The sequence below is a fragment of the Anoxybacter fermentans genome, assembly GCF_003991135.1.
GTDB classification, from domain to species: domain Bacteria; phylum Bacillota; class Halanaerobiia; order DY22613; family DY22613; genus Anoxybacter; species Anoxybacter fermentans.
The window spans coordinates 3530755-3557532 of record NZ_CP016379.1 but is presented as its reverse complement, the minus strand read 5'-3'; the positions used below and the strand labels follow the sequence as shown (position 1 = coordinate 3557532).

The 26778-nt window shown below is 40.3% G+C and carries 41 protein-coding genes and 1 rRNA gene; all 42 read right to left on the bottom strand.

The genetic code is table 11. The annotated features are described in order from the left end of the window. Positions 1–90 precede the first annotated feature (90 nt). Positions 91–1663: ribosomal RNA gene (locus BBF96_RS16290) — 16S ribosomal RNA — on the bottom strand. A 745-nt stretch (positions 1664–2408) separates the two neighbouring features. After that, the gene (gene rpsI, locus BBF96_RS16285) at positions 2409–2804 is read right to left on the bottom strand and encodes a 30S ribosomal protein S9 (RefSeq protein WP_127018119.1); all 396 of its coding nucleotides are present in this window, start codon (positions 2802–2804) and stop codon (positions 2409–2411) included. Between the two features lie 46 nt (positions 2805–2850). Beyond that, on the bottom strand, positions 2851–3285 hold the full coding sequence (gene rplM / locus BBF96_RS16280; RefSeq protein WP_127018118.1) for a 50S ribosomal protein L13: 435 nt from the start codon (positions 3283–3285) through the stop codon (positions 2851–2853). 140 nt (positions 3286–3425) lie between these two features. Beyond that, complete coding sequence (gene truA / locus BBF96_RS16275) at positions 3426–4163, bottom strand: tRNA pseudouridine(38-40) synthase TruA (protein ID WP_127018117.1); 738 nt, start codon at positions 4161–4163, stop codon at positions 3426–3428. Between the two features lie 11 nt (positions 4164–4174). Then, a complete protein-coding gene (locus tag BBF96_RS16270; protein WP_127018116.1) occupies positions 4175–4966 on the bottom strand; it encodes an energy-coupling factor transporter transmembrane component T family protein in 792 nt (263 codons plus the stop codon). Beyond that, positions 4960–5817, bottom strand: coding sequence for an energy-coupling factor transporter ATPase (locus BBF96_RS16265; RefSeq protein WP_127018115.1), 858 nt, complete (start codon positions 5815–5817; stop codon positions 4960–4962). The genes BBF96_RS16270 and BBF96_RS16265 overlap by 7 nt, the downstream gene beginning before the upstream one ends. Further along, positions 5811–6632, bottom strand: coding sequence for an energy-coupling factor transporter ATPase (locus BBF96_RS16260; protein ID WP_418655030.1), 822 nt, complete (start codon positions 6630–6632; stop codon positions 5811–5813). Before BBF96_RS16260 ends, BBF96_RS16265 begins: the two co-directional genes overlap by 7 nt. Before the next feature lie 93 nt (positions 6633–6725). Beyond that, entirely contained in the window at positions 6726–7061 is a 336-nt protein-coding gene (gene rplQ, locus BBF96_RS16255; RefSeq protein WP_127018113.1) for a 50S ribosomal protein L17, read from the bottom strand. Between the two features lie 15 nt (positions 7062–7076). Then, complete coding sequence (locus BBF96_RS16250; protein ID WP_127018112.1) at positions 7077–8021, bottom strand: DNA-directed RNA polymerase subunit alpha; 945 nt, start codon at positions 8019–8021, stop codon at positions 7077–7079. A gap of 74 nt (positions 8022–8095) precedes the next feature. Further along, entirely contained in the window at positions 8096–8722 is a 627-nt protein-coding gene (gene rpsD / locus BBF96_RS16245; protein WP_127018111.1) for a 30S ribosomal protein S4, read from the bottom strand. A 126-nt stretch (positions 8723–8848) separates the two neighbouring features. Further along, a complete protein-coding gene (rpsK, locus tag BBF96_RS16240) occupies positions 8849–9235 on the bottom strand; it encodes a 30S ribosomal protein S11 (RefSeq protein ID WP_127018312.1) in 387 nt (128 codons plus the stop codon). A 34-nt stretch (positions 9236–9269) separates the two neighbouring features. Then, positions 9270–9638: a 30S ribosomal protein S13 gene (gene rpsM, locus BBF96_RS16235; RefSeq protein ID WP_127018110.1), complete on the bottom strand. Its 369-nt coding sequence runs from the start codon at positions 9636–9638 to the stop codon at positions 9270–9272. A 25-nt stretch (positions 9639–9663) separates the two neighbouring features. Then, positions 9664–9777, bottom strand: a complete 114-nt coding sequence (gene rpmJ, locus BBF96_RS16230) for a 50S ribosomal protein L36 (protein WP_127018109.1) — start codon at positions 9775–9777, stop codon at positions 9664–9666. Between the two features lie 24 nt (positions 9778–9801). Further along, the gene (gene infA / locus BBF96_RS16225; RefSeq protein WP_127018108.1) at positions 9802–10020 is read right to left on the bottom strand and encodes a translation initiation factor IF-1; all 219 of its coding nucleotides are present in this window, start codon (positions 10018–10020) and stop codon (positions 9802–9804) included. Positions 10021–10027: 7 nt separating this feature from the next. Next, on the bottom strand, positions 10028–10324 hold the full coding sequence (locus BBF96_RS16220; protein ID WP_127018107.1) for a KOW domain-containing RNA-binding protein: 297 nt from the start codon (positions 10322–10324) through the stop codon (positions 10028–10030). 57 nt (positions 10325–10381) lie between these two features. After that, the gene (map, locus tag BBF96_RS16215) at positions 10382–11128 is read right to left on the bottom strand and encodes a type I methionyl aminopeptidase (protein WP_127018106.1); all 747 of its coding nucleotides are present in this window, start codon (positions 11126–11128) and stop codon (positions 10382–10384) included. Positions 11129–11134: 6 nt separating this feature from the next. After that, positions 11135–11782: an adenylate kinase gene (locus tag BBF96_RS16210; RefSeq protein WP_127018105.1), complete on the bottom strand. Its 648-nt coding sequence runs from the start codon at positions 11780–11782 to the stop codon at positions 11135–11137. Between the two features lie 44 nt (positions 11783–11826). After that, a complete protein-coding gene (gene secY / locus BBF96_RS16205) occupies positions 11827–13098 on the bottom strand; it encodes a preprotein translocase subunit SecY (protein WP_127018104.1) in 1272 nt (423 codons plus the stop codon). A 1-nt stretch (position 13099) separates the two neighbouring features. Further along, positions 13100–13534: a 50S ribosomal protein L15 gene (gene rplO / locus BBF96_RS16200; protein WP_127018103.1), complete on the bottom strand. Its 435-nt coding sequence runs from the start codon at positions 13532–13534 to the stop codon at positions 13100–13102. 30 nt (positions 13535–13564) lie between these two features. Beyond that, complete coding sequence (gene rpsE, locus BBF96_RS16195) at positions 13565–14068, bottom strand: 30S ribosomal protein S5 (protein ID WP_127018102.1); 504 nt, start codon at positions 14066–14068, stop codon at positions 13565–13567. 14 nt (positions 14069–14082) lie between these two features. Then, positions 14083–14448 carry a 50S ribosomal protein L18 gene (gene rplR, locus BBF96_RS16190; protein ID WP_127018101.1) on the bottom strand — a complete coding sequence of 122 codons (366 nt, stop codon included), beginning with the start codon at positions 14446–14448 and terminating at the stop codon, positions 14083–14085. 41 nt (positions 14449–14489) lie between these two features. After that, positions 14490–15032, bottom strand: a complete 543-nt coding sequence (gene rplF, locus BBF96_RS16185) for a 50S ribosomal protein L6 (RefSeq protein ID WP_127018100.1) — start codon at positions 15030–15032, stop codon at positions 14490–14492. 39 nt (positions 15033–15071) lie between these two features. Then, a complete protein-coding gene (gene rpsH / locus BBF96_RS16180; RefSeq protein ID WP_127018099.1) occupies positions 15072–15470 on the bottom strand; it encodes a 30S ribosomal protein S8 in 399 nt (132 codons plus the stop codon). Between the two features lie 29 nt (positions 15471–15499). After that, complete coding sequence (locus BBF96_RS16175; RefSeq protein ID WP_127018098.1) at positions 15500–15685, bottom strand: type Z 30S ribosomal protein S14; 186 nt, start codon at positions 15683–15685, stop codon at positions 15500–15502. A gap of 16 nt (positions 15686–15701) precedes the next feature. Beyond that, positions 15702–16244 carry a 50S ribosomal protein L5 gene (gene rplE / locus BBF96_RS16170; RefSeq protein WP_127018097.1) on the bottom strand — a complete coding sequence of 181 codons (543 nt, stop codon included), beginning with the start codon at positions 16242–16244 and terminating at the stop codon, positions 15702–15704. A 21-nt stretch (positions 16245–16265) separates the two neighbouring features. Beyond that, a complete protein-coding gene (rplX, locus tag BBF96_RS16165) occupies positions 16266–16595 on the bottom strand; it encodes a 50S ribosomal protein L24 (protein ID WP_418654993.1) in 330 nt (109 codons plus the stop codon). Between the two features lie 33 nt (positions 16596–16628). Further along, positions 16629–16997 carry a 50S ribosomal protein L14 gene (gene rplN / locus BBF96_RS16160; RefSeq protein ID WP_127018096.1) on the bottom strand — a complete coding sequence of 123 codons (369 nt, stop codon included), beginning with the start codon at positions 16995–16997 and terminating at the stop codon, positions 16629–16631. A 36-nt stretch (positions 16998–17033) separates the two neighbouring features. Further along, positions 17034–17294, bottom strand: coding sequence for a 30S ribosomal protein S17 (gene rpsQ, locus BBF96_RS16155; RefSeq protein ID WP_127018095.1), 261 nt, complete (start codon positions 17292–17294; stop codon positions 17034–17036). A gap of 33 nt (positions 17295–17327) precedes the next feature. Continuing rightward, on the bottom strand, positions 17328–17528 hold the full coding sequence (gene rpmC / locus BBF96_RS16150) for a 50S ribosomal protein L29 (protein ID WP_127018094.1): 201 nt from the start codon (positions 17526–17528) through the stop codon (positions 17328–17330). Next, the gene (gene rplP / locus BBF96_RS16145) at positions 17518–17952 is read right to left on the bottom strand and encodes a 50S ribosomal protein L16 (protein ID WP_127018093.1); all 435 of its coding nucleotides are present in this window, start codon (positions 17950–17952) and stop codon (positions 17518–17520) included. The genes rpmC and rplP overlap by 11 nt, the downstream gene beginning before the upstream one ends. A 37-nt stretch (positions 17953–17989) precedes the next feature. Then, entirely contained in the window at positions 17990–18631 is a 642-nt protein-coding gene (gene rpsC, locus BBF96_RS16140; RefSeq protein ID WP_127018092.1) for a 30S ribosomal protein S3, read from the bottom strand. A 2-nt stretch (positions 18632–18633) separates the two neighbouring features. Beyond that, positions 18634–18972 (bottom strand): 50S ribosomal protein L22, encoded by a 339-nt coding sequence (rplV, locus tag BBF96_RS16135; protein ID WP_127018091.1) that lies wholly within the window; start codon positions 18970–18972, stop codon positions 18634–18636. Between the two features lie 12 nt (positions 18973–18984). After that, entirely contained in the window at positions 18985–19269 is a 285-nt protein-coding gene (gene rpsS / locus BBF96_RS16130) for a 30S ribosomal protein S19 (RefSeq protein WP_127018090.1), read from the bottom strand. 52 nt (positions 19270–19321) lie between these two features. After that, on the bottom strand, positions 19322–20152 hold the full coding sequence (gene rplB / locus BBF96_RS16125) for a 50S ribosomal protein L2 (RefSeq protein WP_127018089.1): 831 nt from the start codon (positions 20150–20152) through the stop codon (positions 19322–19324). Between the two features lie 48 nt (positions 20153–20200). Next, the gene (gene rplW, locus BBF96_RS16120) at positions 20201–20482 is read right to left on the bottom strand and encodes a 50S ribosomal protein L23 (protein WP_127018088.1); all 282 of its coding nucleotides are present in this window, start codon (positions 20480–20482) and stop codon (positions 20201–20203) included. Next, positions 20482–21108 (bottom strand): 50S ribosomal protein L4, encoded by a 627-nt coding sequence (rplD, locus tag BBF96_RS16115; RefSeq protein WP_127018087.1) that lies wholly within the window; start codon positions 21106–21108, stop codon positions 20482–20484. The genes rplW and rplD overlap by 1 nt, the downstream gene beginning before the upstream one ends. Positions 21109–21153: 45 nt before the next feature. Further along, the gene (gene rplC, locus BBF96_RS16110) at positions 21154–21780 is read right to left on the bottom strand and encodes a 50S ribosomal protein L3 (RefSeq protein ID WP_127018086.1); all 627 of its coding nucleotides are present in this window, start codon (positions 21778–21780) and stop codon (positions 21154–21156) included. Positions 21781–21816: 36 nt separating this feature from the next. Beyond that, positions 21817–22125 (bottom strand): 30S ribosomal protein S10, encoded by a 309-nt coding sequence (gene rpsJ, locus BBF96_RS16105; protein WP_127018085.1) that lies wholly within the window; start codon positions 22123–22125, stop codon positions 21817–21819. A gap of 309 nt (positions 22126–22434) precedes the next feature. Then, the gene (gene tuf, locus BBF96_RS16100) at positions 22435–23628 is read right to left on the bottom strand and encodes an elongation factor Tu (protein WP_127018070.1); all 1194 of its coding nucleotides are present in this window, start codon (positions 23626–23628) and stop codon (positions 22435–22437) included. Positions 23629–23670: 42 nt separating this feature from the next. Further along, positions 23671–25743 carry an elongation factor G gene (gene fusA, locus BBF96_RS16095; RefSeq protein WP_127018084.1) on the bottom strand — a complete coding sequence of 691 codons (2073 nt, stop codon included), beginning with the start codon at positions 25741–25743 and terminating at the stop codon, positions 23671–23673. A gap of 31 nt (positions 25744–25774) precedes the next feature. Next, a complete protein-coding gene (gene rpsG, locus BBF96_RS16090; protein ID WP_127018083.1) occupies positions 25775–26245 on the bottom strand; it encodes a 30S ribosomal protein S7 in 471 nt (156 codons plus the stop codon). A gap of 49 nt (positions 26246–26294) precedes the next feature. Then, positions 26295–26669: a 30S ribosomal protein S12 gene (rpsL, locus tag BBF96_RS16085; protein ID WP_127018082.1), complete on the bottom strand. Its 375-nt coding sequence runs from the start codon at positions 26667–26669 to the stop codon at positions 26295–26297. Positions 26670–26778 lie beyond the last annotated feature (109 nt).

The window sequence follows — 26778 nt, the reverse complement described above, 5'->3', positions numbered from 1 at the left end:
TCGAACCCCAATATGCAGTTTTCAAAGTACAGACTGAAAGGCTTATGACCTCTCAAAAGTGAACAGCAATCAGCCCCCTCTTCCCCTTAGAAAGGAGGTGATCCAGCCGCACCTTCCGGTACGGCTACCTTGTTACGACTTCACCCCCCTCACCAGACACACCTTTGGCGCCTCCCCCCTCATCGGTTAGGACAGCGACTTCTGGTGCATCCAACTCGGGTGGTGTGACGGGCGGTGTGTACAAGGCCCGGGAACGTATTCACCGCAGTATGCTGACCTGCGATTACTAGCGATTCCGGCTTCATGCAGGCGAGTTGCAGCCTGCAATCCGAACTGAGAGCTGCTTTTTGGGATTAGCTCCACCTCGCGGCTTCGCAACCCTTTGTACAGCCCATTGTAGCACGTGTGTAGCCCAGGGCATAAAGGGCATGATGATTTGACGTCATCCCCACCTTCCTCCGGTTTGTCACCGGCAGTCTCCTTAGAGTCCCCGGCTTTACCCGCTGGCAACTAAGGACAGGGGTTGCGCTCGTTGCGGGACTTAACCCAACATCTCACGACACGAGCTGACGACAACCATGCACCACCTGTCACCGTGTGGCTCAAAGAGCCAGACCCTGCTTTCACAGGTAGTCACGGGATGTCAAGCCCTGGTAAGGTTCTTCGCGTTGCTTCGAATTAAACCACATGCTCCACCGCTTGTGCGGGCCCCCGTCAATTCCTTTGAGTTTCAGTCTTGCGACCGTACTCCCCAGGCGGGATACTTATCGCGTTAGCTACAGCACTGAGGGTATCTAAACCCCCAACACTTAGTATCCATCGTTTACGGCGTGGACTACCGGGGTATCTAATCCCGTTCGCTCCCCACGCTTTCGCGCCTCAGCGTCAGGTACAGGCCAGAGAGCCGCCTTCGCCACCGGTGTTCTTCCTGATATCTACGCATTTCACCGCTACACCAGGAATTCCACTCTCCTCTCCTGACCTCTAGTCCGGCAGTTTCAAACGCAGCCCACTGGTTAAGCCAGTGTATTTCACATTTGACTTACCAGACCGCCTACGCGCCCTTTACGCCCAGTAATTCCGGACAACGCTCGCTCCCTACGTATTACCGCGGCTGCTGGCACGTAGTTAGCCGGAGCTTTCTTATGAGGTACCGTCAAACCGCACATCTCTTAAACATGCGGCCTTTCTTCCCTCATGACAGGGCTTTACGTTCCGAAGAACTTCTTCACCCACGCGGCGTTGCTCCGTCAGGGTTTCCCCCATTGCGGAATATTCCCCACTGCTGCCTCCCGTAGGAGTCTGGGCCGTGTCTCAGTCCCAGTGTGGCCGTACACCCTCTCAGGCCGGCTACCCATCGTCGCCTTGGTGAGCCGTTACCTCACCAACTAGCTAATGGGACGCGGGCTCATCTCCGATCGGCAGCTTAACGCCACCTTTCCTTCCAGGAACATGCGTCCCCGGAAGCTCATCCGGTATTAGCCCACCTTTCGGTGGGTTATCCCCGTTTCGGAGGTAGATTACCCACGCGTTACTCACCCGTCCGCCACTGCCTGACTTCCAACTTCAGCCCGAAGGCCTCCGTCAGAGCAGGCCGTTCGACTTGCATGTGTTAGGCACGCCGCCAGCGTTCGTCCTGAGCCAGGATCAAACTCTCCAAACAAAATCTATCTTAAGCACTTTAAAGTGCTTAATTTCCTTAACTCAAAGGAAATCTTCTGGCTGATTGCTGTTCACTTTTCAAAGGTCATTTTCTGTCGCTATCATCGCGACATCCATTATCTTATCATCTCTCAACTATCTTGTCAAGAGGTTTTTAAAATAAATTTTTAAAATTAAACTCTTTTTTCAAATCTTGATTTATAACCAAAACCTGAAAGAAATACTCTTTTTAAATAACAAATAATATTTTAATAAATTTTTTAGATAATGTCAAGATTCTTTTAATCCAAATTACGATTTAAATCATCACTCCACTTAAAACAACTATTATATCGCTCAGATCATGTTAAGAATCATTTTATGACACGACATTTATTATCCTAGCAATTATGCAATATCATGTCAAGTATAAATTTAATCCAAACCATAACTGTTTTAAACCACTGTTATAATGAATTCATAAAATTACAGGTATAATCTTAATTATTATAAAGATTAAACTACAAAAAGCTAATTTTGAACACCATTGAAATTTTTCCTTTAACCATCTTAGTAAATAAAATTGAAGGAGAAATAAGATCTCATCACAGTATATGATAAACCAATCCATGGGTCTTCGACCCATGGATTACACTAAAATCGAACTTTAGATGGTTCGAAAAATTTCTTTTAAATAAAACTTTTAAAAGATAAAAAGGACAGTTCATACTGCCCTTTTTCTACCCATATACCCACATATCCCAAAATTAACGCTTGGAGAATTGAGGAGCCTTCCGTGCCTTTTTCAAACCGTACTTGCGGCGTTCTTTCATTCTTGGGTCTCTGGTTAAAAGGCCAGCTTGTTTTAAAACAGGACGATAATCAGCATCTACTTCTAATAAAGCACGAGCAATACCATGACGAATCGCACCAGCTTGGCCCATTAAACCGCCACCATTTACATTAACTAACACATCAAATTTACCAACAGTACCAGTTAGTTCCAAAGGTTGTTTAACCATCTGTTCACAAACAGTACGGCTAAAATACTCGGAAATTGGCTTTTTATTAATGATAATATTTCCTTCGCCAGGTACTAAACGTACACGGGCGGTTGAGGTCTTTCTTCGTCCAGTTCCCCAATATTGTACCTGATGACCCACTTATATTCCTCCTTTCAATCAAAAAACTCTTCAAAACTATAATAAATTAAAACTTAAGTTCTAAAACCTCAGGTTTTTGAGCTTGATGTGGATGCTCAGGACCTGCGTATACTTTCAATTTACGGAATTGTTTGCGACCTAATTTATTTTTGGGCAACATGCGTTTTACTGCAAGCTGAATAATCTGTTCAGGATTTTTAGCACGTAATTTATCATAAGGTATAGCCTTCAATCCACCTGGATATCCGGAATGACGGTAATAAATTTTCTGCTCCCATTTTCTACCAGTCAACTTAACCTTTTCTGCATTGATTACTATAACAAAATCACCGGTATCAATATGAGGAGTAAAAGTAGGCTTATGTTTACCGCGCAGTATATTTGCAATTTGACTAGCCAGACGGCCCAATGGTTTATCTGTAGCATCAACTACATACCATTTGGGTTCAATATCTTGAGGTTTTGCCATAAAAGTCTTCATCGTTGTCCCTCCCTTTATTTACATTAGGAGCTGCACAAGACGGCACACGCCGGGGCCCGTGGCCGTTCATATACGCAAAACTCCAAACTATATTTTAATATAAAAATCAGTTCCATGTCAAGGAATTTATAATATTTTTATCAATAGAAGACCTTCATCAAATAAAGTCCATGAGCAGGTGCCGTTGGCCCAGCCAGAGTACGATCTCTAGCCTCTAAAATTTCTTTGACTTTATATGGAGTAAACTTTCCTAACCCCACATAGATTAAAGTCCCAGTGAGAATTCTTACCATATTATACAGAAATCCTTCACCCTCAAATTCGAGACGGAGCAAATCCTTTTCCTGAAAAATTTCAATCCTTTTTAAATTACGAACCGGTGATTTAGCAGAACAACCGGAAGCACGGAATGAGGAAAAATCATGTTTTCCTATTAAATATTGTGCTGCTTTCTGCATCCCCTCAAGATTAAGGTTTTGCGGTACATGATAAGCATAATTCCGACGAAATACAGACTGTATAGGTCCAGTCTCAATAAGATATTGATAAATCTTCCCTTTAGCGTGAAATCGCGGATGAAAATCAGGGTCTACTTCTTCTATATCCTTCATCCGGATATCTTTAGGTAATAAGCTGTTAACTGCAATAGGAATCCGTTCAGTAGGTATATTGTTTTCCAGCTTAAAGCCAATCACCTGACCATAAGCATGCACTCCTGCATCTGTTCGACTGGCTGCCACTACAGATATATGTTTTTTGGTGATCACTGTAAGTGCATCTTCAATCTTTTCCTGAATAGTCATTGAAGTATTTATCTGACGCTGCCATCCATTATAATTTGTACCATCATATTCGAGAATAGCTTTAAAGTAACGCACCAGATCATCTCCTATAAAATACTAATGATCACCGTAAAAACCACAGCCAATCCAAATGCAATAAAGTCCCGTACGCGATACTGCAACTGATTCATCCGGGTACGATTTTCCCCACCGCGATAACATCTTGCCTCCATAGCCAAAGCCAGGTCATCAGCACGGCGAAAAGCACTAACAAATAAGGGAATTAACAAAGGTATCAAACTTTTGGCTTTCTTTATTAAACCACCTGACTCAAAATCAGCCCCTCTGGCCTGTTGAGCCTTCATAATTTTTTCTGCTTCATCCATTAATGTTGGAATAAAACGCAATGCAATAGTCATCATCATAGCCAATTCATGGGCCGGTACACCCAACCGTTGAAATGGTTTTAATAAATGTTCAATTGCATCTGTTAATTCGATTGGTGAAGTAGTCAAAGTTAAAAGAGAAGTAAATAAGATCAATAGCAAAATTCTAACCACCATAAATATCCCGGTATAAAAACCCTCTTCATATACCGTAATAAAACCAACTTTAAGGATAACATCTCCTCCTGTTGTAAAAAATAGATGCAAAACAAAAGTAAATGCAGCAATGAATAAAATAGGTTTTAATCCTAGTAATACTCGCTTATAGGGCAATTTGGAAAGAAAAATGATAATCGAAATAAATATCGCAACCAATCCAAAACCTATAAAAGAACTAACCATAAAAAGTCCAATCATTACTATAAGAGTTATCAAAATTTTTATTCTCGGATCCAACCGGTGAATTATTGAATCTCTATATATATATTGCCCGATGGTAATACTCTTTAGCATAATCTTTTGCTCCCCATGAATTTGATTATCTCTTCTTTAACCTCATTCAGTGTTAACAAGTCAGTCCGGACTTCACATCCCCTCTTTTTTAACTCCCAGAGTAAACGGGTTACCTGCGGAATTCCCAATCCTATTTCTTCAAGCAACTGAACATTTTGAAAAATATTCCGTGGAGTATCATCTAAAACCAATTCTCCTTTATTCATTACCAATAGGCGATTTGCAAGTTCTGCTACTTCCTCCATCCTGTGTGAGACCAGAATAATAGTCATCTGATAGTCTTTGTTAAGAAGAGCCAATAGTTGAAGTAGCTGATTACGCCCCATCGGATCCAAACCGGCAGAAGGTTCATCCAGAATCAAAACCTGTGGTTTCATTGCCAGAACACCAGCAATAGCCACTTTTCGTTTTTGACCACCACTTAATTGAAATGGAGAACGGTTTCGAAATTCTTCATAATTCAACCCTACCAATCTCATGGCCCATTGAACCCTTTTTAATATCTCATCCTCATTTAATCCTAGATTACGGGGGCCAAAAGAAATATCTTTCTCCACAGTCTCTTCAAACAGCTGATGTTCAGGATATTGAAAGACCAAACCTATCTTTTGTCGAACAGTTTTTAAATTTACACCACTTTTGGTGATATCTTCATTATCAACCCATACCTTTCCCTTAGAAGGGCGAATTAATCCATTTAATGTTTGAACCAACGTTGATTTGCCTGAGCCGGTATGTCCGACTAAACCGATAAATTCGCCTTTTTTTATAGAAAGGTTGATATTTTTTAGGGCAACTACTCCAGATTCCTTATCATATATATGGCTAACATTTTCAAGCCGTATTAACATAATGCTTCCACCAACTCTTCTACAGTTAAAATTCCTTTAGGTAAATCCAGACCGGACTGACTCAATTCATAGGCCAATTCGGTAATTGGTGGCACTTCCAACTGGTATGATTTAAGTTTTTCGACCTCCTGAAAAACTTCAACTGGTTTCCCCATTAATTTAATTTCCCCTCGATCGAGTACAATCACTCGATCAGCTTCAATGGCTTCCTCCATATAATGGGTAATATGAATAATAGTTTTCCGTTCTTTTCGATTCAAATGAAGAATCGTTTCCATCACTTCCCGTCTTCCCTGGGGATCCAACATAGATGTTGGTTCGTCCAGGACAATACACTTAGGAAACATAGCAATAACCCCTGCTATCGCAACTCGCTGCTTCTGACCACCAGAAAGGTGATGGGGGGCATGTTTTTGATAACCATCCATCCCCACCTGACGCAAAGCATTATCTACTCTGCGGCGAATTTCTTCAGGCGGGATCCCTAAATTCTCAGGGCCAAAAGCAACGTCCTCTTCCACAGTAGTAGCCACCAATTGATTATCGGGATTTTGAAAAACCATTCCAACTCTTTGTCTGATCTCCCAGACATTATCGGGATCCCTCGTATCTAAACCATCAACAAGAATTAAACCACCGGTCGGTACCAGCAATACATTTAAAAGTTTAGCAAAAGTTGACTTTCCCGAGCCATTAGAACCGATAATAACTACAAATTCCCCTTCATTAATTTCCAGGTTTATCCCCTTCAGTGCAGCCATATTGTCTGAATATCTGTATTCCAGATCTTTAATTTGGATAAAACTCATATAAATCACCTGATTTGCTATTTTCTCTATTAGATAATAAAGAATAAGGCAGCCATTTACTTCTGCCTTAATTCAAATGGCTGCATCAGTTTTGTCTAACTATTCAACTAATTCCAGAATGGCCATTTCAGCAGCATCTCCACGGCGAGGTCCCAACTTTATAATTCGGGTATAACCACCGGGACGATCAGCATATTTTGGACCAATACTGTCAAAAAGTTTAGCAACAACATCTTTATCTTTAATAATGCGCATTACTTGCCGACGGGAATGCAAATCACCTTTTTTAGCGGCAGTAATCAACTTTTCTGCAATAGAACGTGCATCCTTTGCTTTCATCAAGGTTGTTTCTACCCTTCCATGTCTAAACAGAGAAGTAATCAGATTTGCAAACATTGCTTTGCGATGTGCAGTTGTTCTGCCTAATTTACGCATTGTTTTCCCCTCCTTCTACACTTCAGAATTCTTTAAAGAAAGACCCAATTCTGCAAGTTTCTCTTTGATTTCCTGAAGTGATTTTTTGCCCAAATTACGAACCTTCATCAGGTCCTCTTCGGTCTTTTGAACTAACTCTTCGACAGTATTAATTCCGGCCCGCTTCAGACAATTAGAGGATCTTACCGACAGCTCTAACTCTTCAATAGTTGTTTCCATAATTTTATCTTTTTCTTCTTCTTCTTTTTCAATCATAATCTCTACATCACCAATATCCTCGGTCAGATTAGAAAAGAGAGCAAGATGCTCCTGAAGAATTCTGGCCGCGAGACTGACAGCTTCTTCGGGAGTAACACTGCCATTGGTATAAACTTCTAATATTAAACGGTCAAAGTCAGTTATTCGACCTACACGAGTATCTTCTACCGTAAAATTAACCCGTCGAATAGGTGTAAAGGATGCATCAACAGGAATCAATCCAATAACATGTTCTTTTCTTTCCTTCGCTTCCTCAGCCGATAAATAACCTCTGCCTCGCTCTACAGTCGCTTCCAGATGAAGTTCGCCATCAGTATCCAGGGTAGCAATATGATGATCCGGATTTAAAATTTCTACATCACCGGTAGTATGAAAATCTGCAGCAGTTACCTCTCTTTCACCGGATACATCTAAACGAATAATCTGTGGCTCATCAGAATAACATTTAAGAATCAACCCTTTTAAATTTAGAATGATATCAGTGACATCTTCAACTACACCTGGGATAGAAGTAAATTCATGGCGAACTCCATCGATTTTGACATAAGTTACAGCTGCCCCTGGCAAAGAGGATAGGAGAACCCGGCGTAAAGAATTACCCAGAGTAATCCCAAAACCTCTTTCCAGAGGAGTAATTACAAATTTTCCATAGGTGTCAGTCGATTCGACTTTTTCGATGCGAGGCTTTTCAATCTCTATCATCAATTTACACCCTCCTTTATCGTTAACCGTCTTTTTTGAGGGTAATCAATCAGAACAATTTTATTTGAACAATATTATCTGGAGTAGAACTCAACGATTAAGTGTTCTTCAATTGGAATTTCAATCTCTTCACGTTTTGGCTCAGCCAGTACTTTACCGGATAAATTCTCAATATCACTCTCTAACCAGGAAGGAGCAGTATAATTAGCATGAATTTCTTTGATTTCTTTCATCCGCTTATTATTTTTGCTCTTTTCGCGGATTTCAATCTCATCACCAACAGATACTAAATAAGAAGGAATGTTTACTTTTCTGCCATTAACCTGTACATGGCCATGCAGAACTAACTGTCTAGCTTCATTTCTGGAAGTTGCAAAACCCAGTCTATATACAACATTATCCAGACGGCTTTCTAAAATTTTCAAGAAGTTTTCACCAGTAATACCGGGCTTCTTTTCAGCCAATTCAAAATATCTTCTAAATTGTCTTTCTAATACACCATAAATTCTGCGTACTTTTTGTTTTTCTCTTAATTGTAAACCGTACTCAGATGTTTTAGAGCGAACCTGACCATGTTGACCAGGTGGATATGGCCGTCTGACAAAAGCACATTTATCAGTATAGCAGCGTTCACCTTTAAGATAAAGCTTTTCGCCTTCGCGACGACAAAGACGACATACTGGTCCCGTATAGCGCGCCATTAATGTCTACACCTCCATTGTACATAAGATTATTATTTGTTTTTAATTTTAAGAGAACTACTTATTATTTTTCCCAAATAGTTCTTAAATTAACCTTAAAGAACTTAAACATTATATAAATATCGATTAAACGCGACGACGTTTTGGCGGACGACAACCATTATGTGGAATTGGAGTAACGTCTTTAATCAAGCTAATTTCTAAGCCAGCAGCTTGCAGAGATCGGATTGCAGACTCCCTACCTGCACCAGGGCCTTTTACATATACCTCTACTTCCCGTAAACCATACTCCATAGCCGCTTTAGCAGCAGTTTCAGCAGCCAGTTGAGCAGCAAATGGAGTACTCTTTCGGGAACCTTTGTACCCTACATTTCCACCACTAGACCATGCCAAAACATTACCTTCCATATCAGTCAGAGTAACAATTGTATTATTAAAGGTTGAGCGAATATGGGCTTGCCCTTTATCAACACTCTTTTTAATTTTCTTTTTTCTACGAACTTTACGCTTCATTTTTGCCATCAGGATATCCCTCCTTTATGCAAAATTATTTACTCCGTCTTACACCAACGGTCTTTCTTGGACCTTTACGAGTACGGGCATTAGTTCTTGTTCTTTGACCCCGTACTGGTAATCCTCTACGATGCCTAATGCCGCGGTAACAACCAATATCCATTAAACGTTTAATATTAGCGCGAATTTCACGACGAAGTTCACCCTCAACAGTATATTTGCTAACCTCATTTCTTAACTTAGAAACTTCTTCTTCAGTCAAATCCCGTACACGGGTGTCAGGATTAATTCCTGTAGCTTCAAGAATTTTTTTCGAGGTAGACAGACCAATACCGTAAATATAAGTCAGACCAATCTCAATTCGCTTATCACGAGGTAATTCTACACCTTCAATTCTTGCCATCCTCTAGTCACACCTCCTATTTTGATTAGCCTTGACGTTGTTTATGCTTTGGGTTTTCACAAATAACTAAAACCCGACCTTTTCTTCTGATAACTTTACATTTATCACAGATGGGTTTAACAGATGGTCTTACTTTCACTTATGACCCCTCCTTTAAAGAACTTTATTTATGCCGGTAAATAATTCTTCCACGACTAAGATCATATGGGGAAAGTTCGACAGTTACTTTATCTCCTGGTAAAATACGAATAAAGTTCATTCTCATTTTACCGGAAACATGAGCTAAAACCTTATGGCCGTTTTCTAACTCAACCCTAAACATTGCATTTGGCAACGGTTCAATTACAGTACCCTCAACTTCAATGGCATCACCTTTTGCCATATGGCTTTCAGACCTCCTTATTTAGGTTTTGCTCTTCCAAAGTCTCTTTTAAAGCCAGCCTAACCTGTTCGTTAGTAATCCGCTGCCCAGATTTAAGTTTTTCTGCAATTGACTTAACCAATTTATTGTGGGGAATCAGATGTTTGGTATTTTTAAGTTTAGGCTTTTCTACCCGACGTAAATCTCCATCCACAACCTTTACCATTGAATCATTTACCACTTCAATTACTACAAAATAACGTCCCCGGTCACGGCCAGCACAGGAAGAAACTAATTGACCAGGCTGAAAGGACTTGTTAACCATAGCAAATCACCTCAATACAGTTATTATAACACACTTTCCCTTAGTTATACAAATTTACTAGAGACGCGTTAAAATCAATGGTTTTTCATCGGTGATTGCAATGGTATCTTCAAAATGAGCAGAAAGAGATCCATCGGCAGTCACTACAGTCCAACCATCTGATAATACCTTTACTTCATATCCACCTGCGTTTATCATAGGTTCAATTGCAAAAGTCATTCCTTTTTTTAAGCGGGGACCTCGACCAGGTTGACCGTAATTTGGCACTTGGGGGGCTTCATGCATCTTACGCCCGATTCCATGCCCTACATATTGACGTACCACAGAAAAACCATGAGATTCGGCATAACTTTGAATAGCATGGGATATATCGGTTAAACGGTTACCAGCAATTGCTTGAACAATACCCCTATCTAAACTTTCTTTTGTAACCTCAATCAGTTTTTTTGCTTCAGGACTTACTTTACCAACAGGTAAAGTCCTGGCAGCATCACTATAATAACCATTTTTATAAGCTCCAATATCTAAACCGATAATATCCCCTTCTTCCAATCTACGCTTGCCGGGAATACCATGAACAACTTCTTCATTGATTGCTACACAGACAGTGGCCGGAAAACCTTGATATCCTTTAAAAGCAGGTTTTGCACCACATTTTAAAATATATTCTTCAGCTATTCGGTCAATTTCAGCTGTGGTAATTCCCGGCTTAATAATCTCTGCCAAGAGTGCATGGGTTTCTGCCACAATCCGACCAACTTCTCTCATTAACCAAATTTCCCGTTCAGATTTAATAACTATCATTTACTTCTACTTCCCCTCAATCACTTGACAGATTCGATTAAATACTTCATCAAAGTCTCCGGTACCATCAACTTCTTTCAAAAGTCCTGCTTTTGAATAATAATCTTTTAGTACTTGAGTTTTTTCTCGGTTTACATCAAGACGGTTTTTGATGGTTTCTTCCTTATCATCTTCTCTTTGAATCAATTCTCCGCCACAATTATCACAGACGCCCTCTTTTTCAGGTGGATTATACAGTACATGGAATGTTGCACCACAATTTTTACATACCCGTCTTCCAGTTAATCTTTTGATCAGTTCTTCTTCTGGAACCTCAATACTGATAACTCCATCTAAAGTCAACCCTAACGAATCCAGAATCTCATCCAGTGCCTCAGCCTGGGGGATGGTCCGGGGAAATCCATCCAATAAAAATCCTTTTTTACAATCATCTTCTTGAAGACGTTCACGAACAATTCCAATAGTAACTTCATCGGGTACTAATTCTCCACGATCCATATACTTTTTAGCTTCAAGGCCAAGAGGAGTCTTATTTTTTAATGCAGCCCGGAACATATCACCGGTAGAAATATGCGGAATCTGATATTTTTCAACTAGATTAGCAGCTTGAGTTCCTTTACCTGCTCCAGGGAGACCAATCAGGATATAGTACATAATTTCCCTCCTTAAAAAACCGCCACAGACCAACTTTTTATTATTTACTTAAGAAAACCTTCATAGTGGCGCATCAACAGATAGGATTCAATCTGTTTCATTGTTTCAAGAGCAACACCGGTAACAATCAATAAGGAAGTACCACCAAAACGAATACCTATACCTGTAATTGCCTGTAATATATAAGGCACAATAGCAATAGCTGCCAGGAATAATGCTCCTGAAAGGGTAATTCTGGATAATACTTTCTCCAGGTATTGAGTTGTTGGGCGACCTGGACGTAAACCAGGGATAAATCCACCATACTTTTTCAGATTATCAGCTACTTCTATAGGATTAAAGGTGATTGCTGTGTAAAAATAAGTGAACAATACGATCAGCAGAGCATAGAAAGACAAATACCAGAAGGATGCCAATGATGGATCCAAAGCATCAGCTATAGTGCGTGCCCAGTCCCATGGCAAGAATCTAAATATAGTTGCCGGGAACATGAGCACAGATGAAGCGAAAATAACTGGAATTACACCAGCCTGATTTACCTTCATTGGAATATGAGTATTGCGGCCGCCATAAACTCTCCTCCCTACAACACGACGTGAATATTGTACAGGGATTCTTCTTTCACCCTGTTGAATGTAGATAACAGCGGCCACAATGAGTAAAGCCAATACCAGGAACAATAGTACATTCAGGATGGAAAGACTACTTTTACTGCCTGGCATTAGTTTATAAACTGTATCAATAACAGCTGTTGGGAATCGGGATACAATAGAAGCAAAAATGAGTATTGAAATTCCGTTACCGATTCCTTTATCTGTAATCTGTTCACCTAACCACATCAAAAATGCAGTACCAGCCGTTAAAGTAATTATGATGGTAAACATGTTAAAGAAATTCGGATTTGTAATAGCCCCAAGGTTGCGAAGCCAGAAAGTAATTCCTAAAGCCTGAATCAAAGCCAAAATCACAGTACCATACCGGGTATATTGGGCAATCTTTTTCCGCCCTTCCGGTCCTGATCTTGAAAGTTCCTCTAACTTAGGAATAACTACAGTCAATAATTGTAGAATAATGGAGGCGGTAATATAAGGGCTGATACTCATAGCGAAGATAGTAAACCTTCTTAAAGCCCCCCCAGCAAACATATCAAGAAATCCTAAAATTCCACCCTCCATTAACTTTGTGAATTTAGACACGTCAACACCAGGAACGGGGATATGTGCCCCAATCCGATACACAGCAATCATTGCAAAAACAAACAACACTTTATTTCTTAACTCTTTAACCTTTAAAGCATTACCCAATGACGCAAACATGTTAAATCACCTCTGCCTTTCCGCCAGCTCCTTCTATCTTCTCGATTGCTGACTTACTGAACCGGTGAGCTTTTACTGTTAAAGGTTTAGTTAACTCACCATCGCCAAGAACCTTAACACCATCATAAAGTTTACTAATAACACCTGTTTCCAGTAACAATTCTGGAGTAACCTCGGTGCCAGCATCAAAACGATTTAAAGATCTAACATTTACTTCAGCATATCTAGTTCTCCAGATATTATTGAATCCGCGCTTGGGCAATCTCCGGAATAATGGGGTTTGACCACCTTCAAATCCAGGGCGAACTCCTCCGCCGGAACGAGCATTTTGACCTTTAGAACCTCTACCGGAAGTATAACCTCTCTTACCACCACGACCTACACGTTTCCGTGCTTTTCTGGCACCTTTTGCTGGTTTTAACTCATGAAGTTTCATCCTTACACCTCCTTAACTGCAAGAATGATTTTATCCTAAGAGTTCTTCAACAGATTTTCCTCTTAATTCTGCAACTTCTTCAGCTAACTTTAAATTCTTTAATCCTTCAAGTGTTGCATTTACCATATTCAATGGATTAGAAGACCCCAGAGATTTTGTCAGGATATCACGAATACCTGCCAATTCCAGAACGGCACGAACAGGGCCACCAGCGATAACTCCAGTACCCTCAGCAGCCGGCTTTAACAGTACACAACCTGCACCAAATTTACCGATAATTTCATGAGGAATAGTTGTACCTACAATAGGTACTTTGATCAAATTTTTCTTAGCATCCTCTATACCTTTTCTAATGGCATCAGGTACTTCATTAGCTTTACCTAAACCAGCACCAACGTAGCCATTACCATCTCCAACGACTACCAGGGCGCTAAAACTAAATCTACGACCACCTTTTACAACTTTAGCAACACGATTTATATTTACAACTCTTTCAGTTAATTCTAACTCGTTAGGGTCAATAAGTTTCCTCATCCATTTCCCTCCTTTTAAAATTTCAGACCCTTAGAACGGGCACCTTCAGCTAATGCCTTGACACGACCATGATAGAGATTTCCGCCACGGTCGAAAACAACTTTTTCGATTCCTTTTTCCAGGCACCGTTCAGCAATCAATTCACCTACAGCTCTTGCAGCTTCTTTATTTCCACCATATTTAAGTTGATTGCGAAGCTGTGGGTCCAAAGTAGAAGCAGCTACTAAAGTTACACCATTAACGTCATCAATGACTTGAGCATACATATGCTTCAAACTACGATATACACTTAAACGCGGACGTTCAGGAGTACCAGAAATCTTTTTCCGAACACGAAGATGTCTTCTTTTACGTGCAGCACGTTTATCCTTTATATTCATCACCGTTCACTCCTTTCCCAATACCTTAGCAGTTTCATCTATTAACCTGTCTTACCAACCTTACGACGGATGTGCTCATCTACATATTTAATACCTTTACCTTTATAGGGTTCCGGTGGACGAATAGCACGAATTTCTGCTGCAGTTTGACCAACCAATTGTTTATCAATTCCGCGCACAATAATTATATTATTTTTACCCTTTGAGTCTACTTCAAATTCGATACCAGGGGCTGGCTCAACAACAACAGGATGTGAATAACCAATTTCAATTTCTAAGGCTTTACCTTTTTTAAGAGCCCGGTATCCAACACCAACCATTTCCAATCTCTTTTCAAATCCCTCAGTTACACCTTGAATCATATTATTGAGAAGGCTTCTGGTTAAACCGTGCAGAGCTTTATCTTCTTTAGAATCAGATGATCGACGTACAACAAGTTGCTGATCCTCAATGGAAATTTCCATTCTAGGATCAAATTTTTGAGTTAATTCTCCCTTAGGGCCCTTAATTGTTACAACGTTGCCGTCGATTTTAACATCGACTTTTTCTGGAATGGCGATAGGTTTAAGCCCTATTCTGGACATCTCTTGCACCTCCATTTACATAAACTCTGAAGCTCTTTTTTACCAGACGTAGCAGATAACTTCTCCACCAATCCCGAGCTTCCGGGCTTCTTTATCAGTCATTATCCCTTTAGAAGTGGAAATAATAGCAATTCCTAATCCACCTAAAACTTTAGGGATTTCATCTTTTTTGGCATAAACTCTCAAACCGGGTTTGCTAATTCGCTTAAGGCCAGAAATAACTCTTTGCCCATCTTTTCCATATTTCAAGTACAGACGCAAAATACCTTGTGGACCTTCAGCAATCCGTTGGTAATCTTTAATGAATCCTTCATTTTTCAGTACAGTTGCAATTTCTTCCTTAATTCTGGAAGCAGGAACGTCCACAGTTTCTTTACGGACCATATTCGCATTCCGGATTCTGGTTAGCATATCAGCAATAGGGTCTGTCATTGCCATATTTTCCGACCTCCTTCCAATTTCTCAGATTACCAGCTGGCCTTTCTAACGCCAGGAATCAGGCCTCGATGGGCCAATTCCCTAAAACAGATACGGCAAAGCTTAAATTTTCTCATTACAGCGCGGGGACGGCCGCATCTTTCACATCTTCTGACCCTTCTGGTTTCATATTTAGGCTCCCGCTTAGCCTTATTGATCATCGCTTTTTTAGCCACTGTTTTCCCCCCTTAATTATTGTTTTCTAAAAGGCATACCGAGCAGAGCAAGCAATTCACGTGCCTCTTCGTCAGTCTCTGCAGTTGTTACAATAACAATATCCATACCTCTAACTTTATCAACTTTATCGAGTGAAACTTCAGGGAAAACGGTCTGGTTTTGCAATCCAAGAGTGTAATTGCCTCGCCCATCAAAGGACTTAGGAGAAACCCCGCGGAAGTCACGAATCCGTGGCAGAGCAATATTGATCAACTTGTAAACAAAATCATACATCCGTTCACCACGGAGAGTAACTTTACATCCCACAGGCATTCCCGCTCTGATTTTAAAGTTAGAAATGGATTTTTTAGCTCTGGTTACAACTGGCTTTTGACCAGCAATTAAAGTCAGTTCTTCAATAGCGTTATCCAATGCCTGGGGATCATCTTTCGCTTCACCAATCCCCATATTGATAACAACTTTTTCTAATTTGGGTACCTGCATAATATTTTTATAGTTGAATTTTTCCATCAGTGCAGGAACAATTTCCTTTCGATAAATCTCCTTTAAAACAGACATTAATAGAACCTCCTTTCACCACTACTTATCGACAACCTCACCACATTTTTTGCAGTATCTTACCTTTTTACCATCATCAAGGATTCTTTTTCCAGTACGGGCAGCTTCGTTACAACGTGGACAAACCAATTGTACATTGGAAACATGAATCGGAGCTTCGTTTTCAATAATACCGCCCTGTGGGAACTGTTGTGATGGTTTTGTATGACGATGGACAATATTCACACCTTCAACTACTACACGACTTTTCTTAGGGTAAACTTTTAAAATTTTACCTTTTTTACCTTTATCTTTACCGGCGATAACCATTACGGTATCACCTTTTTTGACGTGCAGCTTAGGAGTTGTCATCGATTTACCTCCTTTCAACCCGTTAATTACGAATTATAATACTTCTGGTGCCAGGGAGATAATCTTCATAAAGTCCTTATCCCGCAATTCACGGGCAACTGGACCGAAGATACGGGTTCCCTTTGGATTCTTTTGTTTATCAATAATTACAGCTGCATTCTCATCAAAGCGAATATAAGAACCATCCGGACGTCTATACTCTTTCTTAACTCTTACAACTACAGCATGAACTACATCACCTTTTTTCACCATACCATTTGGCAGAGCATCTTTCACACTGCAGACGATAATATCACCAACCGTTGCATAACGGCGCTTAGAACCGCCCAATACTTTTATACACATTAGCTCTTTTGCACCAGTGTTATCAGCAACGTTTAATCTGGTTTCTGCTTGAATCATCTGCAATTCCCTCCTTTCAAATAAAAGGAAATGGTGTTATTGAGCACGTTCAATAATTTCAACCACTCTCCAGCGCTTTTCTTTACTCAATGGTCGAGTCTCCATTACTTTTATTTTATCCCCTACCCGACATTCGTTATTTTCATCATGGGCTTTATAACGCTTAGTACGCCTAATTACTCTTTTATAAAGTGGATGCTGTGTTCTTCTTTCAACTTCAAAAACAACAGTTTTATCCATTTTATCACTAACTACAGTTCCTACAAGAATTTTGCGTTTACCACGCTCCTTAGCCATATCAGAACCTCCTTCCTATCTAGCATCCAGTTGTTACGCATTAATTCCTAATTCTTTTTCCCGAATTATAGTTTTTACCCGGGCAATAGTTCTCCGTACTTCACGAATCCGTAAAGGATTATCTAATTGTGCAGTAGCATGTTGAAATCTTAAATTGAATAATTCTTCTTTCAGTTCCTTCAACTGTACCTTCAATTCATCTATGGTCATTTCTCTCAGTTTATCAGCTTTCATTAGCCTCACCATCCATTTCTCTCCGGGTCACAAATTTTGTTTTTATAGGCAGTTTATGAGATGCTAAACGCATCGCTTCCCGGGCCACATCTTCGCTAATACCAGCCAGCTCAAACATAATACGACCTGGCTTTACAACTGCTACCCAGTATTCTGGAGCCCCTTTACCGGAACCCATTCGGGTTTCCGCAGGCTTAGCAGTTACAGGTTTATCAGGAAAAATTTTAATCCAGACTTTACCACCTCTTTTGATAAAACGGGTCATAGCAACACGAGCTGCTTCGATTTGCCGATTAGTAATCCAGGCTGGCTCTAAAGCCATCAATCCGTAATCGCCATAATCAAGGGTCGTACCGCGTTTAGCTCTACCCTTGAGACGGCCACGTTGTTGTTTTCTATATTTAACACGCTTTGGGATCAACATCGCAGTTCGGCCTCCTTTCACTAACTAAAAGTATTTACTACTTCTTGTTGTCAGGTAGGACTTCTCCTTTATTAATCCATACTTTAACACCGATCTTACCATAGGTGGTATCTGCTTCAGCAAAACCGTAATCAATATCAGCACGTAAAGTATGAAGAGGTACACTACCTTTACTATAACCTTCGCTTCGTGCCATTTCAGCACCGCCCAAACGACCACTACTCATAATTTTAAAACCTTTAGCACCAAGACGCATACTGCGAATCATAGCCTGTTTCATAGCACGGCGGAAGGAAACACGACGTTCTAATTGTTCAGCAACATTTTCTGCAACTAATTGAGCATCAAGTTCAGGATGTTTAATTTCTACTACATTAATCTGAACCTTTTTACCAGTCATATTTTCGATTTCCTGGCGCAATTTATCAACTTCAGAACCGCCGCGACCAATAACCATTCCAGGACGCGCAGTATGAATATCCAGTTTAATTCGATTAGCAGCACGCTCAATCACAATCCGGGAAATCCCGGCTGCATATAATTTATCTTTAATATATTTCCGGATCTTTAAATCTTCGTGAAGTAATTCAGCAAATTTATCTTTCTCAGCATACCATTTAGCATCCCAATCCTTAATAATACCTAAACGTAATCCATGGGGATGAACCTTTTGACCCAAAATTATCCCTCCCTTTCGCTAACCACTATTGTAATATGACTTGTTCTTTTTCTAATAAGAGTAGCCATACCCATAGCTCTCGGTCTATATCTCTTTAAAGTCGGTCCTTCATCAACATAGGCTTTGGAAACATATAAATCTTCTACTACCATATCATGATTATTTTCAGCATTTGCAACAGCAGAATTAAGCACTTTTTCAATAATCCGTGCAGCTTTCTTAGGAGTATTCTTTAAAATTCCTAAAGCTTCCCCGACATCTTTGCCCCTAATTAGATCAATAACTTGACGGGCTTTTCTAGGGGAGATGCGAACATATCTAGCAACAGCTCTAGCTTCCATTACTAACCCCCCTTACTTTAATGCTGTAGAACGCTCAGTGTGGGCACCGTGTCCCTTAAATTTCCGGGTTGGAGCAAATTCACCTAATTTATGCCCAACCATATCTTCAGTAATATATACAGGTACATGTTTTCTTCCATCATGCACAGCAATAGTGTGCCCTACCATTTCAGGAAAGATAGTAGATGCACGTGACCAGGTTTTAATTACCTGTTTTTTACCTGTTTCATTCATCTCTCTGATTTTCTTTAACAGTTTAGGATCACAATAAGGCCCCTTCTTTAAAGATCTACCCAATTTGCACCCTCCTCTCAAATCAGAGTTGTGTCAATTGCATTCATTTTTTACTTTACGCATTCCGGCGGCGAATAATCATCTTATCAGAAGGCTTATTTTTCTTCCGGGTCTTAGCACCAAGAGTTGGTTTACCCCAAGGAGTTACAGGATGACGACCGGAAGATTTGTTTTTACCTTCACCACCGCCGTGAGGATGGTCTACAGGGTTCATAGCAGTACCACGAACCGAAGGACGAATACCTAACCATCTTTTACGACCAGCTTTACCGATAGTAATATTTTCATGATCCAGATTTCCTACCTGGCCGATAGTAGCTTTACATTTCAGACTTATCAACCGAACTTCACCAGATGGCAGCTTAACAGTAGCATATTTACCTTCTTTAGCCACCAGCTGAGCCATAGTACCTGCAGAACGTGCTAATTGACCACCTTTGCCAGGTTTTAATTCGATATTGTGGATGATAGTACCTACTGGAATATTTGCCAGTGGCAATGCATTACCTACTTTAATATCAGCATCTTCACCGGAAACAACTACATCTCCAACCTTCAGTTTATAAGGAGCAATGATATATCTCTTTTCACCATCAGCATAATAGAGTAAAGCAATCCGTGCAGAACGGTTTGGATCATATTCAATTGCAGCTACACGTGCTGGTATTCCATCTTTATCCCGCTTAAAGTCAATAATTCTGTATTTTCTTTTATGACCTCCACCACGATGACGTACGGTAATTCGACCCGTAGCATTACGACCTCCGCTTTTCTTCAATGGAGCAGTCAAACTTTTTTCTGGTTTAGTTTTAGTAATCTCTTCAAAAGTAGATACTGTCATAAATCTCCGGGCAGGGGAGGTCGGTTTGAATTTTTTAATCCCCATCTCATTTCCCTCCTTTTAGACTCCAACTTCTATTGAAAATCACATACCTTAATAAATTTCAATCCGATCTCCTTCAGCCAGTTTTACCATAGCCTTTTTCCATTCAGGAGTTCTTCCACGATGAATACCCAATCTCTTCATTTTACCAGGCATCCGTGCAGTATTAACCTTGAGAACCTTGACACCAAAAATCTCTTCAATTGCTTTCTTAATCTCAGTCTTATTAGCATTTAACGCAACCTTAAAAGTATAGGTGTTATTCTCTTCAATCAATCTCATACTTTTTTCTGAAATATGAGGAGCAATGATAATATCGCGAGGATCTTTCATTACGCCAGCACCTCCTCGACAGCCGCTACAGCATCCCTGGTCATAACAATATATTCACAGTTCAATAAATCATAAATGTTTAGAGCCTGAGTAACCAGGGTCTTTACATTCGGAATATTCCGGGCAGACTTATAAACGGCTTCATCTTTACCCGGTAAAATAATTAATACCTTTTTATCATTTAATTTTAGATCACTCAAAATTTTAACCATCTCTTTAGTTTTAGGCTCTTTTATACCGAAATCATCAATAACAATCAACTTACCTTCTTCAACTTTATTGGTTAATGCTGATTTAACAGCCAACTTCTTCTCTTTTTTGTTAATCTTTTTGGTATAGTCCCGAGGTATAGGTCCAAAAACTGTACCACCACCAACCCAATGTGGTGCTCGTATAGAACCTTGTCTAGCACGACCAGTTCCCTTTTGGCGCCAGGGCTTTTTACCGCCTCCAGAAACTTCACCACGCGTTTTGGTCTTATGTGTGCCAGCACGCATTGCAGCTAAATGCGCCACTACAGCCCGATGGACAACTGGCTCATTAACCTCTACGCCAAATACATTTTCATTAAGGTCAATTTCGCCCACCTGGCTGCCAGCTCTATTGTATAATGCTAATTTTGGCATCCCTAAATCCTCCCTTCATATCTTACATACTATGATAACAAGGCATTAACCAGCTTTTACCGCTTCACGGATTATAACAAGTCCTTTCTTTGGTCCAGGAATAGAACCTTTAATCAAAAGAAGATTTCTCTCTGGATCAACTCGAACAATTTCTAAGTTCTGAATAGTTACTCTTTTACCACCCATACGACCGGCCATTTTTTTACCTTTAAAAACCCGTGCTGGGAAAGTAGATGCACCAAGGGAACCAGGCGCTCTGTGGAACTTAGAACCGTGAGACATTGGACCACGATGGAAGTTCCAACGCTTAATAGTACCTGCAAAACCTTTACCTTTAGATGTTCCAATTACATCAACTTTTTCGCCTTCTTTAAAGATATCTACTTTAATTACGTCACCAACGTTATACTCCTGATCAAATTTAACCTCTCTTAAATATTTCTTAGGTTCAACACCAGCTTTCTCAAAGTGTCCTTTTAATGGCTTATTAACATGCTTTGGTTTTATTTCGCCAAAACCTATCTGATAAGCATCATATCCATCAACTTCTTTGGTTTTCTTCTGAACCACTACACAAGGTCCAGCTTCTACAACAGTTACAGGGATTACTTCACCTTCTTCGGTAAAAATCTGAGTCATACCAATCTTTCTACCCAAAATCCCTTTAGCCATTATCTGCACCTCCTCTGTGCCAATCTTAATTTAATATTACAGCTTAATTTCGATATTTACACCTGCTGGAAGATCCAGGCGCATTAAAGCATCAACAGTCTTTGGAGTTGGATTAATAATATCAATCAATCTTTTGTGTGTCCGCATCTCAAACTGCTCACGGGAATCTTTGTTTATATGAGGAGATCTGAGAATTGTAAAGACTTCCCGTTCTGTTGGTAAAGGAATTGGTCCAGAAACTTTTGCACCACTTCTTTTAGCGGTCTCAACAATTTGACGAGCAGATTGATCCAAAATCTGATGTTCATACGCCTTAAGACGAATCCTAATCTTTTCTTGAGCCATTAAAATACTCCCTCCTTTTCGCCCATTTTAATAAACGGACATGCTCTGTGAAAATTCCCGCCCATTGTACCACACGTCCGGGTGTGTTCATGTTATCAGCAGAATAGAACCAGGAATCTTCCTGGCTTTAGAGTTAAACACACCAGGCCGCGTGTACATGACGCAACCTTTCACTTCATCGCTTGCCAAAACACAAGAAAAGAGGAGGAGATTAAGGAATATCTCCTCATCTTTTCTTTAACACACACAGTATTTATTTTACTACAATTTTGGAGAAAAAGCCAGAGTTTTTTTTATTTTTTTTTAAACTTATTCAATAATCTCGGTAACAACACCTGCACCTACAGTACGGCCACCCTCACGGATAGCAAAACGCAAACCTTCTTCCATAGCAACTGGAGTAATTAGAGTACCTATCATTTCAATGTTATCACCAGGCATTACCATCTCTACACCTTCTGGCAGAGTAATCTCACCAGTTACGTCAGTTGTTCTAAAGTAGAACTGAGGTCTATATCCACTGAAGAATGGAGTATGACGACCTCCCTCTTCCTTGCTCAATACATAAACCTCTGCCTTAAACTTGGTATGCGGAGTAATACTACCTGGCTTGGCCAATACCTGACCCCTCTCTACCTCGTCACGAGCAATACCTCTAAGCAATGCACCAATATTGTCTCCTGCTACTGCCTCATCTAACATCTTACGGAACATCTCAACACCGGTACATACTGTCTTACGAGTCTCAACAAAACCAACAATCTCTACTTCATCACCAGGATGCAATGTACCGCGCTCAATACGACCAGTTGCTACTGTACCACGACCAGTGATAGAAAATACATCCTCTACTGGCATTAAGAATGGCTTATCAGTATCTCTCTCCGGCTCTGGAATATACTCATCAATTGCATTCATCAGTTCCATAATCTTTTGAGTCCACTCATTATCTGCTGCTGGGTCTTCTAATGCCTTCAAAGCTGAACCAACAATTACTGGTACTTCATCTCCTGGGAAGTCATATTGGTTCAACAGATCTCTTACTTCCATCTCTACCAGCTCTAACAACTCTGGATCATCTACCATATCAGCTTTGTTCAAGAATACTACAATGTATGGCACACCTACCTGACGGGCCAACAGAATGTGCTCACGGGTCTGTGGCATTGGACCATCTGCTGCAGAAACTACCAAAATAGCACCGTCCATCTGAGCAGCACCGGTAATCATGTTCTTAACGTAGTCAGCATGGCCCGGACAGTCAACGTGTGCATAGTGACGCTTTTCAGTCTCATACTCAACGTGAGCGGTAGCGATAGTAATACCTCTTTCTCTTTCTTCAGGTGCGTTGTCAATAGAATCGAAAGCTCTTGGTTGAGCCAGACCTTTGTTAGCTAATACCATAGTAATAGCAGCAGTTAAAGTAGTCTTTCCGTGGTCAACGTGACCAATGGTACCGACATTAACGTGCGGTTTAGTCCTTTGAAATTTTTCTTTTGCCATTCTAAGTCATCCTCCTTTACCTTTTGAAAATTGAATTAATGATTAAATTTGAAGAATTTCTTTAGTAATATTTGATGGAACTTCTTCATAATGAGAGAACTGCATTACATATGTGGCGCGACCTTGAGTTTTGGAACGCAGATCTGTAGCATAACCAAACATCATGGACAGAGGTACATAAGCTTTGATTACTTGGGCAGTTGCCCTTCTTTCCATTCCTTCAATACGGCCACGACGACTATTTAAGTCCCCAATTACATCACCCATATATTCTTCAGGTACAACAACTTCTACTTTCATAATAGGTTCTAAAAGTACCGGATTTGCTTTTTTACCAGCTTCTCTAAAAGCTATAGAACCCGCAATTTTGAAAGCCATTTCTGAAGAGTCTACTTCGTGATAAGAACCATCTTTTAAAGTAACTTTTACATCTACAACAGGATATCCACCCAAAAGACCATTTTCCATAGCTTCTTTAATTCCTGCTTCTACGGCCGGAATATATTCCTTTGGAATAACCCCACCGACGATGGCATTAACAAATTCAAAGCCCTTACCTGGTTCAAGAGGTTCGACATCAATAATAACATGACCATACTGGCCTCGACCACCAGTTTGCCGGATAAATTTACCTTCAACATTGCGAACTGTTTTTCTAATTGTCTCACGATAAGCAACTTGTGGTTTACCAATATTAGCTTCTACTTTAAATTCACGTAAAAGACGATCAACGATAATCTCTAAATGCAACTCACCCATACCACTAATGATTGTTTGACCAGTTTCATGGTCAATATGCACTTTAAAGGTTGGGTCCTCTTCAGCTAATTTTTGAAGAGAAATTGCCAATTTATCCTGATCAGCTCTGGTTTTAGGTTCAATAGCAACGGAGATAACTGGTTCTGGAAATTCCATTGACTCCAGAACAATCGGATTATCTTCAGAGCAAAGTGTATCCCCTGTTGTAGTTTTTTTCAAACCTACAGCAGCTGCAAGGTCACCGGCATAAACGGCATCCCGTTCTTCCCGATGATTAGCATGCATCTGCAATACTCGTCCGATTCTTTCTTTTACCTGTTTGGTAGAATTATAAACATAAGAACCGGCTTTTAATACACCAGAATAAACTCTAAAATAAGTTAACTTACCCACATATGGGTCAGTCATAATCTTAAAAGCAAGAGCTGCAAATGGAGCATCATCAGCTGCCTGACGAACCTCTTCTTCTCCTGTTTCCGGATTAATTCCTTTAACCGGCGGAATATCCAATGGAGATGGAAGATAATCTATAACAGCATCTAAAAGTGGCTGAACCCCTTTATTTTTAAAGGCAGACCCGCAACAAACGGGAATAATCTCTACATTAATAGTACCTCTTCGAAGAACTTTTTTAATTAATTCTGTAGGAATTTCCTCACCTTCAAGATATAACATCATCAATTCTTCGTCAAGCTCAGCTAATGTCTCAAGTAACTGTTCACGGTATACTTCTGCCTCTTCCCGCATTTCTTCAGGAATATCAATCTTATCGAAAGTCACACCTAAGTCTTCATCATGGTAAATTAAAGCCTTCATTTCGACTAAATCGATAATTCCACGGAATGTATCTTCTGAACCGATTGGCAGCTGAATTGGAACAGCATTAGCACCAAGCCGTTCCCGCATCATTTCTATAACATTAAAGAAATCAGCACCAACCCGGTCCATCTTGTTAACAAAAGCAATCCGCGGAACACCGTATTTATCAGCTTGACGCCATACAGTTTCAGATCGAGGTTCAACTCCACCAACAGCGCAAAATAATGCAATAGCACCATCCAGAACACGCAGAGAACGCTCTACCTCAACGGTAAAGTCCACGTGGCCTGGCGTGTCTATAATATTAATTCGATGTTTCTTCCATTCACAGGTAGTGGCCGCAGAAGTGATAGTAATACCGCGTTCCTGTTCCTGTTCCATCCAGTCCATTGTAGCTGCGCCATCGTGTACTTCTCCAATTTTATGAACTCTACCCGTATAATAAAGGATTCGCTCTGTAGTTGTTGTTTTACCCGCATCGATATGAGCCATGATACCAATGTTCCGGGTTTTTTCCAACGAATATTTTCGGGCCACTATTTTCCCTCCTTAACAACATTCATTCAAATTACCACCGATAGTGAGCAAATGCTTTGTTAGCTTCAGCCATACGATGAACTTCTTCTTTCTTCTTAACAGCACCGCCTTCGCCTCTTGCTGCATCCATAATTTCAGCAGCCAGACGCTCGATCATAGTCCGCTCACCACGATTGCGAGCTGCTTGAATCAACCATCTTAAACCAAGGGTACGTCGACGTTCAGGACGTACTTCAACTGGTACCTGGTAGTTAGCACCACCAACACGACGAGATCTAACCTCTAAAACAGGCATAACATTTTCTAAAGCTTTTTCAAATACATCCAATGGATTTTCTCCCGTTTTTTCCTTAACAATATCCATTGCAGAATAAAAGATTTTTTCAGCAAGACTTTTCTTGCCATCCCACATAATTTTGTTAATAGCTCTACTTACCAGTTCACTTCCATAAACGGGATCAGGGTCAATCTTCCTTCTAGGTGCTCTACCCTTACGTGCCATAGTTTTCCCCCCTTTACACTAATTATATACTATTCTATAACGAATTAAATTATTTTTTTGGTTTTTTAGCACCATATTTAGAACGACCTTGTTTACGATTCTCAACACCTGCACAATCCAGAGCACCGCGAACAATATGATAACGAACACCAGGCAAATCCTTAACACGGCCACCACGTACCAATACTACACTGTGTTCTTGCAAATTATGACCAATACCTGGAATATAAGCTGTAACCTCAATCCCGTTAGTCAAACGAACACGGGCAACCTTTCTTAATGCAGAGTTTGGTTTCTTAGGTGTAGTAGTATAAACTCTGGTACATACCCCTCTCTTTTGTGGAGAACCCTGGAGAGCTGGTGCAGTTCCCTTTTTGGTCACCTTTTTACGACCTTTCCGGACTAATTGACTAATGGTTGGCATAGATTCCACCTCCTTAATAAAATATTGATATATCCCAAAAATTATTTTTAAAATTTATTATCGCTAAAATCCCCTCTCACCCACAAGAGCGAGAGGGGTTAAGAATTTT